This is a genomic window from Bacteroidales bacterium (genome assembly GCA_014860585.1).
Lineage (GTDB): Bacteria > Bacteroidota > Bacteroidia > Bacteroidales > 4484-276 > RZYY01.
This window is the reverse complement of sequence record JACZJL010000162.1, coordinates 1-16,296: the sequence shown is the minus strand read 5'-3', so window position 1 is coordinate 16,296 and position 16,296 is coordinate 1. Positions and strand designations below refer to the sequence as shown.

15 protein-coding genes are annotated in these 16,296 nt (G+C 44.7%); 3 read left to right on the top strand and 12 right to left on the bottom strand.

All coding sequences use genetic code 11. The features are described 5' to 3' along the window. Positions 1-14: 14 nt before the first annotated feature. On the top strand, positions 15-839 hold the full coding sequence (locus IH598_15885; protein ID MBE0639998.1) for a purine-nucleoside phosphorylase: 825 nt from the start codon (positions 15-17) through the stop codon (positions 837-839). 186 nt (positions 840-1,025) lie between these two features. On the opposite strand, the gene ychF is transcribed toward IH598_15885, so the two are convergent. Next, a complete protein-coding gene (gene ychF / locus IH598_15880) occupies positions 1,026-2,126 on the bottom strand; it encodes a redox-regulated ATPase YchF (protein ID MBE0639997.1) in 1,101 nt (366 codons plus the stop codon). Positions 2,127-2,277: 151 nt separating this feature from the next. Here ychF and IH598_15875 point away from each other — a divergent pair, with 151 nt between their 5' ends. Then, positions 2,278-3,537, top strand: a complete 1,260-nt coding sequence (locus IH598_15875; protein MBE0639996.1) for a DUF4153 domain-containing protein — start codon at positions 2,278-2,280, stop codon at positions 3,535-3,537. A 375-nt stretch (positions 3,538-3,912) separates the two neighbouring features. Here the strand turns inward: IH598_15875 and katG are convergent, their stop codons facing one another. The 11 genes from katG to IH598_15820 form a co-directional block, all read right to left on the bottom strand. Next, positions 3,913-6,159 carry a catalase/peroxidase HPI gene (gene katG / locus IH598_15870; GenBank protein MBE0639995.1) on the bottom strand — a complete coding sequence of 749 codons (2,247 nt, stop codon included), beginning with the start codon at positions 6,157-6,159 and terminating at the stop codon, positions 3,913-3,915. Between the two features lie 296 nt (positions 6,160-6,455). Continuing rightward, the gene (locus IH598_15865) at positions 6,456-7,613 is read right to left on the bottom strand and encodes a lycopene cyclase (GenBank protein MBE0639994.1); all 1,158 of its coding nucleotides are present in this window, start codon (positions 7,611-7,613) and stop codon (positions 6,456-6,458) included. Between the two features lie 2 nt (positions 7,614-7,615). Further along, complete coding sequence (locus IH598_15860; protein ID MBE0639993.1) at positions 7,616-8,515, bottom strand: flavin reductase family protein; 900 nt, start codon at positions 8,513-8,515, stop codon at positions 7,616-7,618. A 21-nt stretch (positions 8,516-8,536) separates the two neighbouring features. After that, positions 8,537-8,953: a HEPN domain-containing protein gene (locus IH598_15855; GenBank protein MBE0639992.1), complete on the bottom strand. Its 417-nt coding sequence runs from the start codon at positions 8,951-8,953 to the stop codon at positions 8,537-8,539. Continuing rightward, the gene (locus tag IH598_15850; protein MBE0639991.1) at positions 8,937-9,269 is read right to left on the bottom strand and encodes a nucleotidyltransferase domain-containing protein; all 333 of its coding nucleotides are present in this window, start codon (positions 9,267-9,269) and stop codon (positions 8,937-8,939) included. Before IH598_15850 ends, IH598_15855 begins: the two co-directional genes overlap by 17 nt. A 52-nt stretch (positions 9,270-9,321) precedes the next feature. Then, positions 9,322-10,602, bottom strand: a complete 1,281-nt coding sequence (gene fahA / locus IH598_15845) for a fumarylacetoacetase (protein ID MBE0639990.1) — start codon at positions 10,600-10,602, stop codon at positions 9,322-9,324. Positions 10,603-10,661: 59 nt separating this feature from the next. Continuing rightward, a complete protein-coding gene (gene hppD, locus IH598_15840; protein MBE0639989.1) occupies positions 10,662-11,768 on the bottom strand; it encodes a 4-hydroxyphenylpyruvate dioxygenase in 1,107 nt (368 codons plus the stop codon). A gap of 273 nt (positions 11,769-12,041) precedes the next feature. Then, the gene (locus IH598_15835; protein ID MBE0639988.1) at positions 12,042-13,226 is read right to left on the bottom strand and encodes a homogentisate 1,2-dioxygenase; all 1,185 of its coding nucleotides are present in this window, start codon (positions 13,224-13,226) and stop codon (positions 12,042-12,044) included. A 236-nt stretch (positions 13,227-13,462) separates the two neighbouring features. After that, positions 13,463-14,518, bottom strand: a complete 1,056-nt coding sequence (gene porQ / locus IH598_15830) for a type IX secretion system protein PorQ (protein ID MBE0639987.1) — start codon at positions 14,516-14,518, stop codon at positions 13,463-13,465. A gap of 195 nt (positions 14,519-14,713) precedes the next feature. Continuing rightward, on the bottom strand, positions 14,714-15,319 hold the full coding sequence (locus IH598_15825) for a thioredoxin family protein (protein MBE0639986.1): 606 nt from the start codon (positions 15,317-15,319) through the stop codon (positions 14,714-14,716). A 112-nt stretch (positions 15,320-15,431) separates the two neighbouring features. After that, positions 15,432-15,911: a TlpA family protein disulfide reductase gene (locus IH598_15820; GenBank protein MBE0639985.1), complete on the bottom strand. Its 480-nt coding sequence runs from the start codon at positions 15,909-15,911 to the stop codon at positions 15,432-15,434. A 131-nt stretch (positions 15,912-16,042) separates the two neighbouring features. On the opposite strand from IH598_15820, the gene IH598_15815 reads away from it, so the two are divergent. After that, positions 16,043-16,296: SAM-dependent methyltransferase (locus IH598_15815; protein ID MBE0639984.1), on the top strand; the 254-nt coding region annotated here is incomplete at its 3' end.

Here is a 16,296-nt window from a genome sequence, read left to right as displayed (position 1 = left end):
ATTTAACCAAATCGATGACTGACCATAAATCCAACGTTGAACTTGCAGTAAATGAGCTTCAAAAGCATGGAATTGACAAGCCGGAAGTAGCCGTTATACTTGGAACCGGGCTTGGAAAACTGGTTGACGATATCGAAATCGAACAGACAGTTAACTATGGCGACATTCCTTATTTTCCTGTGTCTACGGTGGAGTTTCACCGAGGAAGGCTGATTTATGGAAGACTGGCTGGCAGGCAGGTACTGGTGATGCAGGGACGGTTTCATTATTATGAGGGCTATTCTATGCAGCAGATCGCTTTTCCTGTGCATATCATGAAATTACTTGGAGTAAAATACCTGCTTGTTTCAAATGCCTGCGGAACGGTAAATCCGTATTTTAAAAAAGGTGAGCTGATGCTGATCACCGACCATATCAACCAGTTCTGGAATAACCCACTGATCGGACCAAACGATGACAAGACCGGGCCACGGTTTCCCGAAATGAGTAAAGCCTATTCGAAGGCGCTGAATGAGATTTTTGTCCGTGTTGCCAAAACCAATAAAATTAAGCTGAACCAGGGCATCTATACCGCTGTGGCAGGTCCCTCACTTGAAACACGGGCTGAGTATCGCTATCTCCGGTTTATCGGTGCAGATGTTGTTGGGATGTCCACCATTCCTGAAGTGCTCACAGCTAACCATATCGGGCTGCCCGTAGCTGCTGTTTCGGTGATTACCGACGAATGTGATCCCGATCATCTTGAACCCATCAACATTGATGATATCCTTGCTACTGCCGCCAGGGCTGAAGTTGACCTGATCCGCTTGTTTAAAGGGGTTGTGGAAGCGTTGGAATAAGGATGGTTGCCCTTGGTGCTTCGCATGCTCAGGGTTGACTGCTAACGTGGTTGTTGCCGGAGGTCCGGCATAGTCCGCTTCGCTTTGCAATTGCTTCTTCCGGACATTGGGCAATGGCATGGTATCCAATAACTTTTTCAACAAAGGCAACCCGACAACCCTTCAACTTCAGCGAATTCCCCCTATCTACACGTTAAACCTGATATTCAGCAAATCCCCGTCCTGCACGATATAGTTCTTGCCTTCAACATGGAACTTACCGGCTTCTTTTACAGCGTGTTCGGAGCGATAATGGATAAAATCGTCGTATTTCATCACCTCAGCGCGGATGAAACCCCGCTCGAGGTCGCTGTGGATGGCGCCTGCAGCCTGGGGCGCGGTGGATCCTTTGCGGATGGTCCATGCACGGACTTCCTTTGGGCCGGCGGTAAAGAATGACTGCAAATTAAGCATATCATAAGCCAGGCGGATCATTTTGTTCACACCTGGTTCGCTGAGGCCTGCGTCCTTCAAAAACTCAAGGCGCTCATCAAGGTTGTCCAGTTCAGCTATCTCCGATTCAAGTTTACCGGCAATGGTCAGGACAGGAACATTTTTGCCTTCCAGTGCTTTGATCACCGCATCGGAATATGTGTTGCCATTCACGGCGGAGGAATCGTCCACATTGCAGACGTACATCAGGGGCTTATCGGTGAGCAGGTACATGTCGCCAATCAGGTGCGATCTGTCAGGCTCGCCAAGCTCGAAGTCACGCACATTTCGGAAGTTTTCGATGTGTTCTGCGAGTTTTTCAAGGATAACAGCCTGGCGTTTTGGCTCTTTTTCGCCTGTTTTGGCCATCTTTTCGAGCCGTTGTACTTTTCGTTGTACCAGGTCCAGGTCGCGCACCTGAAGTTCCAGGTCAACGATTTCCATGTCCCTCACCGGGTCAACCGAGCCTTCGATGTGAGGCAAATCAGGATCATCGAAACAGCGCAGCACATGAATGATCGCATCGGTTTGCTGGATATCGGCCAGGAACTTATTGCCAATGCCTTCACCATGGCTGGCGCCCTTGGCGAGCCCCGGAATATCGACGATCTCAACAGTGGCCGGAACAATTCGTGCCGACTTGATCAGTGCGTCAATTTTCTGTAACCGATCGTCGGGAACGTCAATCATCCCGATATTGGATTTGTTGGTACTGAAGGCAAAACTTGAGGTCTCGGCCCTGGTTTTGGATATACAGTTAAAAATCACCGTTTTACCCACGTTGGTAATCCCGATGATGCCACATTTAAGTCCCATGATATAAAATGATTAAAGTGAATTTCCACCTGCAAAGGTAACATAATTAAGAGTCAAGATAACGGAAAATATTCGTCACACCGTTAATCAGCACTAAAGCCGGTTCATTATGCGTTAGCTTCCATCAATAAGCTCACCTCAACTCAAAATGATGGAAAACAGGATCAAAGAAAGTATCAATCATCCGGAGCAGCTTGAAAAATTGTACCGGGATGACAAAAAAGGATTTGAAAAGGCATTTGCTGCAATCTACCCTGAGGTTGCTCCAAATGACATTGCCTACTGCTGGAAAACCCGGCTGGAATATGACCATTCAAAAGAGGATGCGCCTCAAACCTGGAAAGCAGATCTGTTGTTTCTGGTGATTGCCTCCGTGACTGCCGGATTACTGATCAAACTTCCGCAACTGCTCGGTTTCAGTGCAGAGGAGAGTTTGTTTTATGAAAAAAATGCAGGCTTGATCGTCTTCTTTGGCTTGTCATTTTTTGCATTTCTCACAAAGGGTGCATTCAATCCGAAACAGTTGATCGTGGTTATTGCTGTGTTTATCCTATCAGCCGTTTACATCAATCTCCTGCCATCGCATAGCTACAGCCATTCGGTTACCTTAGCCTACATCCACCTGCCTCTGATGATCTGGTGTTTGTATGGTCTGGTTTTTACCGACTTTGATATGAAAGACAAAGACAAGCGGATGGATTACCTGAAATACAATGGTGACCTGGCCATCCTGGTAGCCTTGATTGCCATTACCGGTGGTATTTTAACGGGTGTGACCATCGGGTTGTTCTCGGCAATCGAAATGAATATTGAGCAGTTTTATGTTGATTATATCGTCCTTTGGGGAGCAGTCTCAGCCCCTATTGTGGCTACCTGGATCATTCGGAATTATCCTTCAGTTGCCGGTAAAATTGCTCCTGTCATTGCCGTTATTTTCAGTCCGCTTGTGCTGATCACGCTTGTCATTTACCTGGTAAGTATTATGATCACCGGGAAGGACCCTTACAATGACCGCGATTTTTTGATTGTGTTCAATCTCATGCTGCTCGGGGTGATGGCCATTATTGTATTTTCGATATCAGAGATATCGGTGCAAAAAAGACAACGCTTTAACGAAATAACACTTTTGGCGCTGACCGCCATAACATTAATCATTGACCTGGTGGCGCTGTCTGCCATTGTTTACAGGTTGGGAGAATATGGATTTACTCCCAACAGGACCGCGGTACTTGGCTCAAACCTGCTGATCTTCGGTAACCTGGTATTGATCATGGTAGATTTATTCCGGGTAAATTTCAGCGGTAAAGAGGTTAAAAAGGTTGAACTCACCATTTCCGGTTATTTGCCTGTTTATGCTTTGTGGACAATCTTTGTGGTTTTTGGCATCCCAATTCTGTTTGGGTTGAAGTAAATTGTGCCGTCAAGAAAACCCATTAAATTAGATTTGCAACATTAATCGCTTTTTATTGGAACTAATTAGTAATCGTCAGACAGATGAAGATGTAATATCCTGAGAAGGTAATTAGTCTCTGCCAGAAAACTCCATAAATTTGATTTTCAACGATTTATTTACCCCGCCCTTCCCATAGGGATCCCTTCGGGAAAAGGGAGTAAATCGTTGAAAATCATTGCTCCCGGAATTTATCCCGACAAAGTCGGGAGGGTTGGGGTAAACAATGATTTTCAACTTTAATAGTTTTCTGGCAGAGACTAATTAGATTGCTATAAAAAAAAGTGGCCCATTTCAAGGCCACCTTTTCAAAATCAAAATATTCAGCTAATGATGCTATTTCAGATCGAAACGATCGAGATTCATCACCTTGTTCCATGCGGCTGCAAAGTCGTCCACGAACTTCTTTTTACCGTCCTCACATGCATACACTTCAGCCAGGGCGCGTAACTCGGAGTTAGAACCAAAAAGCAGATCAACGCGGGTGGCAGTCCATTTTAAGACGCCGGTATTGCGGTCACGACCTTCGAATAGTTCGCCGGTCTCCGACGTCGGTTTCCATGTAGTATGACTATCGAGCAGGTTGGCAAAGAAGTCATTGGTGAGCGATTCAGGATTCGTAGTGAAGACCCCGTGTTCTGAATGATCGAAGTTGGTATTCAGCACACGCATTCCACCGATGAGCGCGGTCATTTCAGGGGCGGTCAACGTCAACAGTTGCGACTTGTCAACAAGCATTTCTTCGGTTGAGGCTTTAAACCAGGACTGGTTTTTTTTGTAATTACGGAAGCCATCAGCAACGGGCTCGAGAACGGCAAATGATTCCACATCTGTCAGTTCCTGTGTAGTATCGGTGCGACCTGGAGTAAATGGCACTTTAATGTCAAAACCAGCATTTTTTGCAGCTTTTTCTACTCCGGCACAACCTGCCAGCACAATCAGGTCGGCGAGTGACACCATTTTTCCACCAGCCTGAGCATCGTTGAAGGCTTTTTGGATGTCTTCGAGTACTTTCAACACTTTTGCTAATTGAGACGGGTTGTTGACTTCCCAGTTTTTCTGCGGTTCAAGTCGTATTCGGGCGCCATTCGCTCCACCGCGTTTATCGGAACCGCGGAAGGTTGAAGCCGAAGCCCATGCTGTTGAAACCAGTTGTGAGATGGTTAGTCCGGAATCAAGGACTTTGCTTTTCAACGCAGCGATATCATTTTCATCAACTAACTTGTTTGTGACGGCTGGAACAGGGTCTTGCCAGATCAGTTCTTCAGCAGGCACTTCCGGTCCAAGATAGCGGGCGCGCGGTCCCATGTCGCGGTGAGTCAGCTTAAACCATGCACGGGCAAAAGCATCGGCAAATTCGTCCGGATGCTCATAAAAACGTCTTGATATTTTTTCGTAGGCCGGGTCAAACCGCAGAGCCAGGTCGGTGGTCAACATCATAGGCTGGTGACGCTTTTCCGGCAAGTGTGCATCGGGGACGCTGTTTGCGCCGGCCTGTCCTTTGGGTTTCCACTGATTGGCGCCGGCAGGGCTTTTTGTCAATTCCCACTCGTAATCGAAGAGATTTTCAAAAAAGTTGTTGCTCCATTTAATCGGGGTTTTTGTCCAGGCGCCTTCGAGGCCACTGGTGATGGTGTGCTCGGCATTGCCTTTTCCGAAGGTGTTTTTCCATCCCAGGTTTTGCTCTTCGATGGAAGCAGCCGCAGGCTCACGTCCAACATACTTGCCCGGGTCGGCGGCGCCGTGTGTTTTTCCAAAAGTATGTCCACCGGCGATTAATGCTACGGTTTCTTCGTCGTTCATAGCCATCCGGGCGAAGGTTTCACGGATGTCTTTGGCAGCGAGCAGCGGATCAGGATTTCCGTTGGGTCCTTCCGGGTTCACATAGATTAATCCCATCTGCACGGCAGCAAGAGGATTTTCAAGCTCGCGGTCGCCTTCGTACCGTTTGTCGCCCAGCCATTCGCTTTCCGAACCCCAATAAACATCTTCCTCAGGTTCCCAAATATCCTCACGTCCTCCACCAAAACCGAAAGTCTTGAATCCCATTGACTCGAGGGCGCAGTTTCCTGCAAGAATCATCAGGTCGGCCCATGAGAGTTTCCTGCCGTATTTCTTTTTGATTGGCCATAACAGCAGGCGCGCTTTGTCGAGGTTCGCATTGTCGGGCCAGCTGTTGAGTGGTGCAAAACGCTGGCTTCCTGAACCTCCGCCACCCCGGCCGTCGTGAATGCGGTAAGTGCCCGCACTGTGCCATGCCATTCGGATGAAGAACGGTCCATAATGTCCGTAATCAGCCGGCCACCAGTCCTGGGAATGGGTCATCAGATCGTAGATGTCTTTCTTAACAGCTGCCAGGTCAAGGCGCTTAAACTCTTCAGCATAGTTAAATTCCTCACCCATAGGGTTGGATAAGGACGAATGCTGACGAAGAATATTCAGGTTTAATTGATTCGGCCACCAGTCGCGGTTACGTGTGCCTCCGCCTGCAGTGTGCTTTAAACTTGCCCCGGTAACCGGACATTTACTTTCACTATTCACCTGGTAACCAGTTTCTTTGTTATGATCTTTACCTTTTTCCATGTTTAAATTGTTTTAATGATTATTTGAAGTACAAAAATAGATTAATTTTTCTGCTAAAACCGGCAATCATTGTAGTTTTTTTAACTGCTGAAAGATGGTATTTATGATTGTTAAAAGTATTGGTTGCCCTGAAATCTAAAAACCATGAAAGCGATGTTCAGGATTTACCAGATAAACAACTAAGAATCGGTTTTGCTCAAACTCATTTTTCTTCGCCTCTCCAGGCAAAGTTCATCGCAATTTGTCCGGTATGTAAATATGGTTACTTACATAACATGTTAAAGATCATAACATTTTTAAATCTTTTGGCACCTGATGATATCAACCGTTGATTTTAAAAAAGGCCAGGGTGGGAGAGAAGTGATAATTTTCAGATCATTAGCCAGGCCTCCTTCCTCATCAAGGAAGTTAAAAATGTGCCGGATCGTGTTGTTTTTGAAGAGGATGGTGAAAATCCGTTCGCTGCGGTAACCCTCGTTTTTCAGAATGTTGAGCAGCACCGAATCGAAGAAGCGGTACCTTGAGCTTGAGTTGGCGCTGATAACCGGCGACCTGCCTTCTTCCAATGCCTGTGCGATCTTTTGGGTGTGTTTAAGGATCCGCAAAAAAGTATAACCTGAAGAGGGCTTTGAGCTGCCACCAGCTGAGCCGATCTGCACAATATGTTTCCCCCTGGTCACCGGAAAAACATAGTTGGTCATGGGAATCACACCAAATTCTTCCTCCTGGATGGTGTAATTGGTGATGTTCAGCACATCAGCAAGATAATGCCTGATGGCTTCATCATAGAGAGGTTTCTCGAGCAGGTGCTCCGAAAAGAGCGTATATTCAACCAGCGCCTCAGTGGGAGAGGAGGGAATGACATAGAAAAAGCGCATCAATCCGTGCTGGGGAGTTCTGAAATCGAACATCCGGAAAGTATTTGTATCGAAAACCGGTTTATCCGACCGGACAAACCACCCTTTGAAATGTTGACGCAGATAAAGTTTGGATTTTGCTGCTTCAACAATTTCCTTTTCATCGAAAATGCTGCTGAACACCCATTTAGCTTTGAAATTTCCCAAATCTGTATGTACAATTGCCCCTTCGGTTTCTTCCTGGAAACCGGTGATGGAGGCATTCAGAAATTCAACGTTCGGAAAATCGACAAGGTGGTTTTTGATCATTTGGTAAAAATCGATACCACGAATAACATTGTAACGGTAATCAGCCAGGTCAAATGATTTGCTGAAAGTGCTGCTGTGGAATTCCAATTTATCGAACTTCAGGTGAACAATGGGATCGAAGGCTGTTTTTTGATTGGTCCAAAAACCCCATGTACGGTCATTTTTATTTTTCCTGTCTTTATCAATGATCAGTACATTACTATTACTGAGTGACGAGAGGCTCAGGTAGTAGGCAAGGCTCAGCCCGGAGGCGCCTCCTCCTGCGATGATAAAATCGTAGGTTTTCATTGTCATTTGGTCAGCATTAGAGCGCAGAGGGCATCCAACACCCTGCCCTGGTCAATCCAGTCTTTGGCAAGCAAATGAATTTCTTCACCGAGGGTTTCCGGATCATCGGCCAGTTCATCAAAAAGAATGGTAACAAGTGGATCAGTCTTAATGCGTTGCAAATCGGCTTCATCAGGCAACTTCTCCAGGTTACCCAGTTGCCCGAGATGATTTCCGGTGAGTATGCTGCTAAGCCGCACATTTTCAGGTAACCGGTCAACTCCGATTCCTATTCTTGTTAGTGGTTTTTCGACATTAAACAAACTTTTACCAAAGGCTTTCACATAATAATCGCCGGCATGACGGCCAACGAGCTGAATTTTATTGGGATCAGGCAGCCCGTTTTCATCCAGAATTTCTTCATTTACGTGGATCATCAAAATCTCGCAAATCACCAGGTTGGCAGCACCTCCTCCGTCTCCGGTTTCGATGACCTGACGCACTTTGCACTCAAATTGTACCGGTGATTCCTTTACCCTGGGAGGTTTTATTTTTTCCGATGGCACTGCTGTGAATCCCGCCTTGACAAATTCGTTGACCCCCCTGGGGTACTCGGTGCTGGCTAAACTTGCCTGGTGTACCATGTCATAGTTCACAACGTTGATCACGGCTTCGGGAACTTCTTTGATGTTTTGGTAAGTGTGTTTGGTGGTATTGTCCCTTCCACGGCGTGAGGGTGAAAAGATCAGCGTTGAGGGATTAACTCCGAATGCGTTGAAAAAACTAAACGGGGAAAGGTTGGGATTCCCCTGGCTGTCAACGGTGCTCACAAATGCGATGGGGCGCGGTGCGATGGATGCGAGCAACAACTTGTGAAGTTGAGAAATTGGAATTTGAAATGGATCCAGGGTTTTTGAAATCATAATAATTGGTGATTTAAAGATTTATTTATGCTCTTCAGGACTAATATAACCAGATATTTTCGATAAAAAAAGGTTTCGAAATACTCTGGTAATTTCAATAGCTTTACTAATATCATCATCAGTGAGCTCAATAATAGTGTCAGGGTATCGAACTTCAACTGCATAGTCCTGTAACTCCGCTATTAGATCAAAAAGATCATCTGATACGGATTCGAAGGTTGAAATCATTCCAAGAAGCAGCACAAGGTCATGTGTTCTTTTGGGTTGAATATTGTTAAAAATAAGGTATGCTTTGCAATATTTTTCCACAGCCTGTTGACAGTGGAATGCAATAGTATCCCTGAAAACGGGAATGTGTTTTTGAGTTAATTCGGCTGTACCCAAGTCATGATCTGCCTTTTCGATCCAAAGTTTGATGATTTTAAGATTGTCGTTCATACAAAACCTGACTGTTTTTTAATGCCTCAAACAAAAATGAAAAGGGACTTTTTCGTTCATTATCAAATTCATCTGGCGTGTAGACCTTGATATCCATTGGAATCAGTTGCCTGTAGAACAATCTCCTGATTTCAATTCCTCTCTGGTGTTTTGGTAATGTAGTATTGTTAACGATGATCAAATCCAAATCGCTATTATCATCAGGATTACCTTTAGCATATGATCCAAAAAGAATGATCTTTTCTGGTTTGATATGATCAACAATCTTTTGTGAAATATCCTGGATCTTATGGCTATTGATAATCAGACTTTCCATTGCAAAATGTTTTTACAAAAATAAGCAATTAGTCTTGCTTTTAGTTATTTTCTTATTCTTTTGAGGGCAAAATCTTCGCTCTGCACTCTCCAAAGCCAATCCTGACGCCGTCCTTTTCTGCAGCGCCTCTCATGATGATGGTGTCGTTGTCGTTGATAAACTTTCGCACAGTACCATCAGGCATTACAATTGGTTTTGTTCCGCGCCAGGTGAGTTCGAGCATCGAGCCGAAAGAATCTGGTGTTGGCCCGCTGATCGTGCCGGAAGCATAGATATCACCCACGTTGATGTTACAACCGGAAACCGTTTGGTGGGCCAATTGCTGAAACATGTTCCAGTACATGTGTTTAAAATTGGAGTGGCATATTTTAAAAGGATCGCTCTCTTCCGGTTGAATAAAAACTTCAAGGCTGATGTCAAAGTTTCCTTCGCCGATGTATTTCAGGTAGGGCAGGGGAGGAGGATCCTGCGCCGGGCCTTCCACCCTGAATGGTTTTAAGGCATCCAGTGTGACAATCCACGGTGAAATCACCGAACCGAAATTTTTGGATAAGAAAGGACCCAGCGGCACGTACTCCCATTTTTGGATGTCGCGCGCTGAGAGGTCATTAAACAATACCAGCCCAAAGATGTAATCCTCCGCCTGTTCGATGGGTATCCGCTCGCCAAGCTGTGTTGACTTCCCTGTGATGAAAGCCAGCTCCAGTTCAAAATCGACCAAACGTGATGGCCCGAAATCCGGAAATTCGCTGTCGTCAGCTTTTGTCTGCCCGACCGGCCGGTGGATGTTTGTACCGGAAACCACTATGGATGACGCCCTGCCGTGATATCCTACAGGAATGTGCTTCCAGTTGGGCAGCAGTGCATTGTCCGGGTCGCGAAACATTTTCCCTACATTGGTGGCATGTTCGATGCTGGAGTAGAAGTCGGTGTAATCGCCCACCTGGACGGGCATCAACATTTCGACCTCATGCGCCTTGTAAAGGAGATTTTCGCGGAAATCTTCGGTATTCCAAAACTCTTCATTTTCGGCATTGAAAATCTCTGATAACTTATTCCGAACAGCAGTCCATACCGGCGGACCCAAAGCAATGAAATCGTTCAGAAAGGGTTTGTCAAACACCTCCCTGTTTTTAATTCCAGAGTCGGCAAGATATCCTCTTTCGGCAAGTAACGCCAGATCAATCACTGTGCTGCCAATACGTGTGCCAGCCCTGGGGTTGGTTCTGTTCTTTGGTTTAAAGATCCCGAATGGCAGATTTTGAATCGGGAAATCACTTTTCCGGTCATAAAAAAGCCAGGACTTAAGCGATGGGTCGTTAGGATTAATCATTTATAATTTTGGTTGATATTTTAAAAACAAATTCATCAATACCGCATGAAGATTACTTATTACAAGGTTCCACGACGAGCCTGCTCCAACTCGATCGATTCAAAAAGCGCTTTGAAATTTCCTTTTCCGAATGAACGGGCGCCTTTACGCTGGATGATTTCATAAAAAACCGTTGGACGATCTTCGACCGGTTTGGTGAAAATTTGCAGCAGATAGCCTTCATCGTCGCGATCAACCAGGATACCCAGTTCTTTTAACTGTTTGAGTTCTTCGTCAATATGACCTACCCTTCCAAGCAGTGTATCATAATAAGTAGTGGGAATTGTAAGGAACTCAACGCCGCGGTTGCGCAAATTGGTAACGGTTTCGATAATATTGTCAGTGGCCATTGCTACATGTTGAACCCCTGGTCCCTGGTAAAAGTCAATATATTCTTCAATCTGAGACTTTTTCTTACCTTCAGCCGGTTCGTTGATCGGAAACTTGATCCGCTCGTTTCCGTTGGACATCACCTTGCTCATCAACGCGGTGTATTCGGTCGAAATATCTTTGTCGTCAAACGATATGATCTGTTTGAATCCCATCACATTTGCATAAAAATCAACCCAGGTGTTCATTTCACCCCAGCCCACATTACCCACCATGTGGTCAACATATTTCAATCCGACTGAATCGGGGCGATACAGCGGTTCCCATTTTTCATACCCGGGAAGAAACGGTCCTTTATAATTTTTCCGTTCAACGAAAATGTGAACGGTATCGCCGTAGGTGTAAATGCCTGACCTGACCACCTCGCCATGATTATCACTTTCAACCCTCGGTTCAAAGTAAGGTTTGGCTCCGCGTTTAACCGTTTCTTCAAACGATTTACGGGCATCATCCACCCAAAGGGCAACCACCTTGACCCCGTCGCCATGCTTTTTCACATGATCTGCGATGTCGCTGTGGGGATACAAGGCAGTGGTAAACACAAACCTGATCTTATCCTGCTTCAGCACATACGACGCGCGATCCTTCAATCCTGTTTCCAATCCGGCGTAGGCCAGTGGCTGAAAGCCAAACGCAGCCTGGTAATAATGTGCAGCCTGCTTGGCATTTCCAACATAAAACTCCACGTAATCCGTCCCATTGATGGGAAGAAAGTCGGTAAGATTGTCTTTACTCATGATTATTAGTAACTTAATTAATAATTTCTTGTTTTTTTTGTAGAATTATCAAATGACAAATGGCAAATGACAAATAAATACAAAATTATAAAATTCAAAAACGAAACCACTCTAAATCAATAGCCGCATTCCCTGTTTGAATTTTTGATTCTTTGTACATTGTCCAAAGGACTCCTATGGAGAGCTTTATTCGAAGTTTGTTAATTGTATTTTGTCCGCAGGACTCCTTTGGAGTAATTTCTGGTTTAAATGGTTTTGGTAATTAATTTGATATCAATAGATTAATGGGTAGCCGGTGTCTCCTTCCATCCAGCTTTTGTAATAATCAGGGTCTTCGATATTTAGCGCTTCCTCAGTGATTTTTAATGGCTTAAAGGTGTCAACCATAACAGCCAGTTCGCCGGTTTCTTTTTTTCCGATACTTTTCTCTACGGCTCCGGGGTGCGGTCCGTGAGGGATCCCTGTCGGGTGTAATGAGATCATTCCTTTTTCCACGTGCTTGCGGCTCATAAAATCACCGTCAACATAATAAAGCACTTCATCGGAATCTACATTGCTGTGATTGTAAGGCGCCGGAATAGCTTCAGGATGGTAATCATACAGCCGTGGAACGAATGCACAAGTGACAAACGCCGGCGTTTCAAAAGTTTGATGAACAGGTGGAGGCTGATGCACCCTGCCGGTAATCGGCTCGAAGTCGTGGATGGACAATGCGTAAGGAAAGTGATAGCCATCCCATCCCACGGCATCAAATGGGTGCGTAGCGTAATGATAGGGGAAAATCATATCATCACGCTTGATTTTTACCAGGAAATCGCCATGTTCATCATGTGTTTCAAGCGTTCCCGGCTTGCGGATGTCGCGTTCACAAAATGGGGAATGCTCGAGCAGCTGGCCGGCTTTGTTCATGTAACGCTTAGGAAATCTGAAAGGATGAACCGATTCGACGATGAAAAGCCTGTTTTCAGTAGTCCTGAAATCCATCTGGTAAGTAATCCCGCGCGGAATAACCAGGTGATCGCCATAACCGAAAGGAATGTTGCCGTACATGGTTTTCAAGGTACCTTCGCCCTGATGCACAAAAATCATCTCATGCAAACCTGAGTTCCTGAAATAGTAACTTTTCATCGAATCCTGCGGTGCAGCGAGACTGATATAAACATCGTCATTGACCAACACGTATTTCCTGCTTTCGAGGTAATCCTTTTCTGGTTTAATACTGAAGCCAAGGAAACTTCGGTGCTGAAGATTTTTGCCGATGGCCACTTTTGGCGCTACTGAATAAGGCTCGTCAATTTTGAAAACTTTCGTAGGCGGATGGTGATGATAAACAAGGGAGTAAGTGTCAGAAAATCCTTCAGTTGAAACCAGTTGCTCGGCATACAGGGCGCCGTCCGGTTTACGAAATTGAGTATGACGTTTATGGGGTATTTTTCCCAGTTTGTGGTAGTGAGGCATAACATTAAAGTGAATGATTAGGACTGCAAAACTACGAAATAGAGTCAGCCTGTTGGGTTCTAACCTTATTAATATTTGTTAATTAACAGGTATTTAAAGTATTATGTTTACCAGGAGGTGAAATTTTATCACTAAGAATCAGGCCAATGAGGTTTACGTATTGTTGTTGATGAGATCAAAAAAAATGTTTTGCTTGATATGTACTATTACCTCAATAATGAAGAACAATGCAGGAATCAAAATAATTCCGACAGGTTGGTGCTGATGGTGAAATAGTTGGGCGATCCGTTCAGGTGGTAGGTAGCTCTTGAGTAGTCGAGTTTAAATTTAGAGATACGAAGCCCGATACCCCAGGAAAAGCCAACTGTGCCCATTTTGTTGGTAACGCCAAGTTCCTGGCGGCGCTGGTAGTTGTACCCAAATCTTATCGTGAAATTTTTTGTGGGCAGAAATTCACCGCCGATCACTACATGGCGCATAGCATTGTCCAGAAACTCACTAACGCCATCGGCTTCAATAACTTCTCCGGTGATCGGGTCAACTTTGTTGTCGGGATCATTTGGATCGTCGTAGGATAAATCCCATTTTTGAAGATTGGTGAGCAGGATAGAATAACGGAACGGCAAATGTTTTAATCGTTGCGACATTCCTAAATTGATCTCGAGCGGGAGGGTTTCGGTGTTTCCTGAAACATAGGGTTTCAGTTGTGTACCAATGTTTCGCGCAATCAGGGACACAATCAGCCGGTGCTCAGGGTTTACATAACTACCGGCCACATCCACCGCAAGCCCGTAGCTTTGGTAATCTTCAAAACCGGAGTAAATGAATTTCATATTTGCACCAATCGTAAAAAGAGAATCTAACTGACGACCCCATCCAAAGTTGAGGGCCAATTCGCTGGCTTTAAAAGTACCGGCTGTTTGCCCGGTTTGGTCGGCATAGGTAAAATCACCATAGCTGAGATACTGGATGGTGGCTGCATAGGAGCCAATTTTTTCGAAAGAGTTGGCATAGCTGGCAAAACCGTAATTCACCCCGGCAAAATAATCCACAAAGCTCATCGACAGTTGATTATCCATTTCCGGTGAAATCACTGAAGGGTTGAAAAGTGCCTGTGACAAATCCCCGTCTTTCACCGCCATGAAGTTACCACCCAAAGCTGCTGACCTGGCCGAGCTCGTAAGATTCAGGAATTTGTAAACAGCATTACCGCCATTCTGCCCAAACGAGGGTAGCGCTGATAGGATCAGGATTAAGATTGTTGTAAGATGAAGTAGGGTATTACGGTTCACAGCTGTATGAAGTAAATGAATATTAAGTTGCAAAACGATTATTGATGAATTTAATTGCTTTTGTTTTGCTTAAACAGACGGCTAAACGACTGTGTGGGTTGCTTATCCTCTGTTAAAAAAAAACGGTATTAAAAAGCCGGAACTACATTTCAGGTATCGCTCCGGCTCTGTTTCAAACGAATCACTGTTCCAAATTTAGTTCTTCTTCGCTTTGATGGTGCAACCAATGGCTTTGGTTTCAGAAGTTTCCGGGGTTCTGCCTTCCATCAGTGCAATGATGGCGTTTTCCAGAAATTTTTCTTCTACTTTATCCGCTTCCTGGTAATTATCGTCAATAGCGCCAATGTAAGCCACTTTGAACCCTTCATCAGTATTGCTCAGCAGGTAGACATGGGGAGTGCGTGTTGCACCGTAGGTTGGATAAACCTTTTGTCCCTCGTCAAAAAGATAGGGAAACGGAAATTGTTTCTCTTCAGCCCTCAGCTGCATCAGGTCAAAAGAATCCTGCGGTTGAACCTCTGGGTCATTGGGATTGATGGCAACAACCGGGTAGCCTCTTTCAGCAAACTTGTTGTGAATTCCAATGATGCGGTCTTCGTATGCAATAGCATAGGGGCAATGATTACAGGTAAAAATGACGACAACGCCCTTCTGATCTTTATAATCATCAAGTGAAACGTAAGTGCCATCTACATTTTGCAGTTTAAATCCGGGAGCGGCATCACCGGATTTCAATCCATCGGCCATGGTTGAGGTTGAAAATAGAAAAGCGACCAATAAAGTTAAAAACACATTTTTCATGTTGATAAAATTTAAGTTAAATAATTGATTTGTAGTTTTATGTAAAGAAAAGAACGTTCATTCAATAAAAAAGCAACGACTTAAAAACGCAGAAGCGATGCTTTGGTTCAAATCAGAGATGCAGTTTTAACTCAGATTCAAGCTTGTCGAAATGAAAAGTCCGCTCATAAAAACTGCGTTTGCTCCTGTTGTAGATCAATGTTGCAGGAATTGATCCCGACCACTCCGGGCTCACTTTATCGATCCATTGGTGGCTCTTGGGGTCGTTCAGCAGGATAATATCCGATTTCAGGTTGTTGTCCGCAATAAAGGGGATCACCCGGCTTTCGAGGTTTCGGACAAAATCCATACTGACAAGCAACACCTTCACCGGTTTGTTGCTGTATTTCCGGTTCAACTCCTCAAATGCCGGCAATTCGTCAACACATGGCTTACACCAGGTAGCCCAGAAATTGATCACATACGTGGTGTCGTTTGACTTGTGCAGCAGTGGTTCCAACTGGCTGAAATTCATTACGGGGATTTGTGAGAATGACGGACTTATGAGTAGAATGAATAGGAGGCTGAATAGTAACTTTCTGAATCTTAAAATCATAATCATGGATTTTATGAAACAACAAAATGGTTGTTGCTTTGGTTCAAAATATAAGCTTTAAGGTTGGAAGCAGCCCGGCGACTATTTCACAACATTATTTACCTTAGCACCGCTAAATACCCGCAAAAATGATTGAATACCTTTTGAAAAATGAACTAATACCTGATGTTTTTATAAGGCTGGCGATCCGAAAAATGCTAAGAAACAGGCTTCACATAGAAAAGTGTGAATCAGGGGAATCTCAACAGGAGAAAATGAACCTGCTGATTGAAGAGTTAAAACAAAGCCCCATTGCCATTGGGACGCAGGAAGCCAACGAGCAGCATTACGAAGTGCCGGCTGAATTTTTCAGGTTGGTTTTGGGGCCATGGATGAAGTATAG

Coding starts and splice junctions, on each gene's coding strand:
- IH598_15885 (MBE0639998.1), top strand. CDS start 15: ATGACTGACCATAAATCCAACGTTGAACTTGCAGTAAATGAGCTTCAA.
- ychF (MBE0639997.1), bottom strand. CDS start 2,126: ATGGGACTTAAATGTGGCATCATCGGGATTACCAACGTGGGTAAAACG.
- IH598_15875 (MBE0639996.1), top strand. CDS start 2,278: ATGGAAAACAGGATCAAAGAAAGTATCAATCATCCGGAGCAGCTTGAA.
- katG (MBE0639995.1), bottom strand. CDS start 6,159: ATGGAAAAAGGTAAAGATCATAACAAAGAAACTGGTTACCAGGTGAAT.
- IH598_15865 (MBE0639994.1), bottom strand. CDS start 7,613: ATGAAAACCTACGATTTTATCATCGCAGGAGGAGGCGCCTCCGGGCTG.
- IH598_15860 (MBE0639993.1), bottom strand. CDS start 8,515: ATGATTTCAAAAACCCTGGATCCATTTCAAATTCCAATTTCTCAACTT.
- IH598_15855 (MBE0639992.1), bottom strand. CDS start 8,953: ATGAACGACAATCTTAAAATCATCAAACTTTGGATCGAAAAGGCAGAT.
- IH598_15850 (MBE0639991.1), bottom strand. CDS start 9,269: ATGGAAAGTCTGATTATCAATAGCCATAAGATCCAGGATATTTCACAA.
- fahA (MBE0639990.1), bottom strand. CDS start 10,602: ATGATTAATCCTAACGACCCATCGCTTAAGTCCTGGCTTTTTTATGAC.
- hppD (MBE0639989.1), bottom strand. CDS start 11,768: ATGAGTAAAGACAATCTTACCGACTTTCTTCCCATCAATGGGACGGAT.
- IH598_15835 (MBE0639988.1), bottom strand. CDS start 13,226: ATGCCTCACTACCACAAACTGGGAAAAATACCCCATAAACGTCATACT.
- IH598_15825 (MBE0639986.1), bottom strand. CDS start 15,319: ATGAAAAATGTGTTTTTAACTTTATTGGTCGCTTTTCTATTTTCAACC.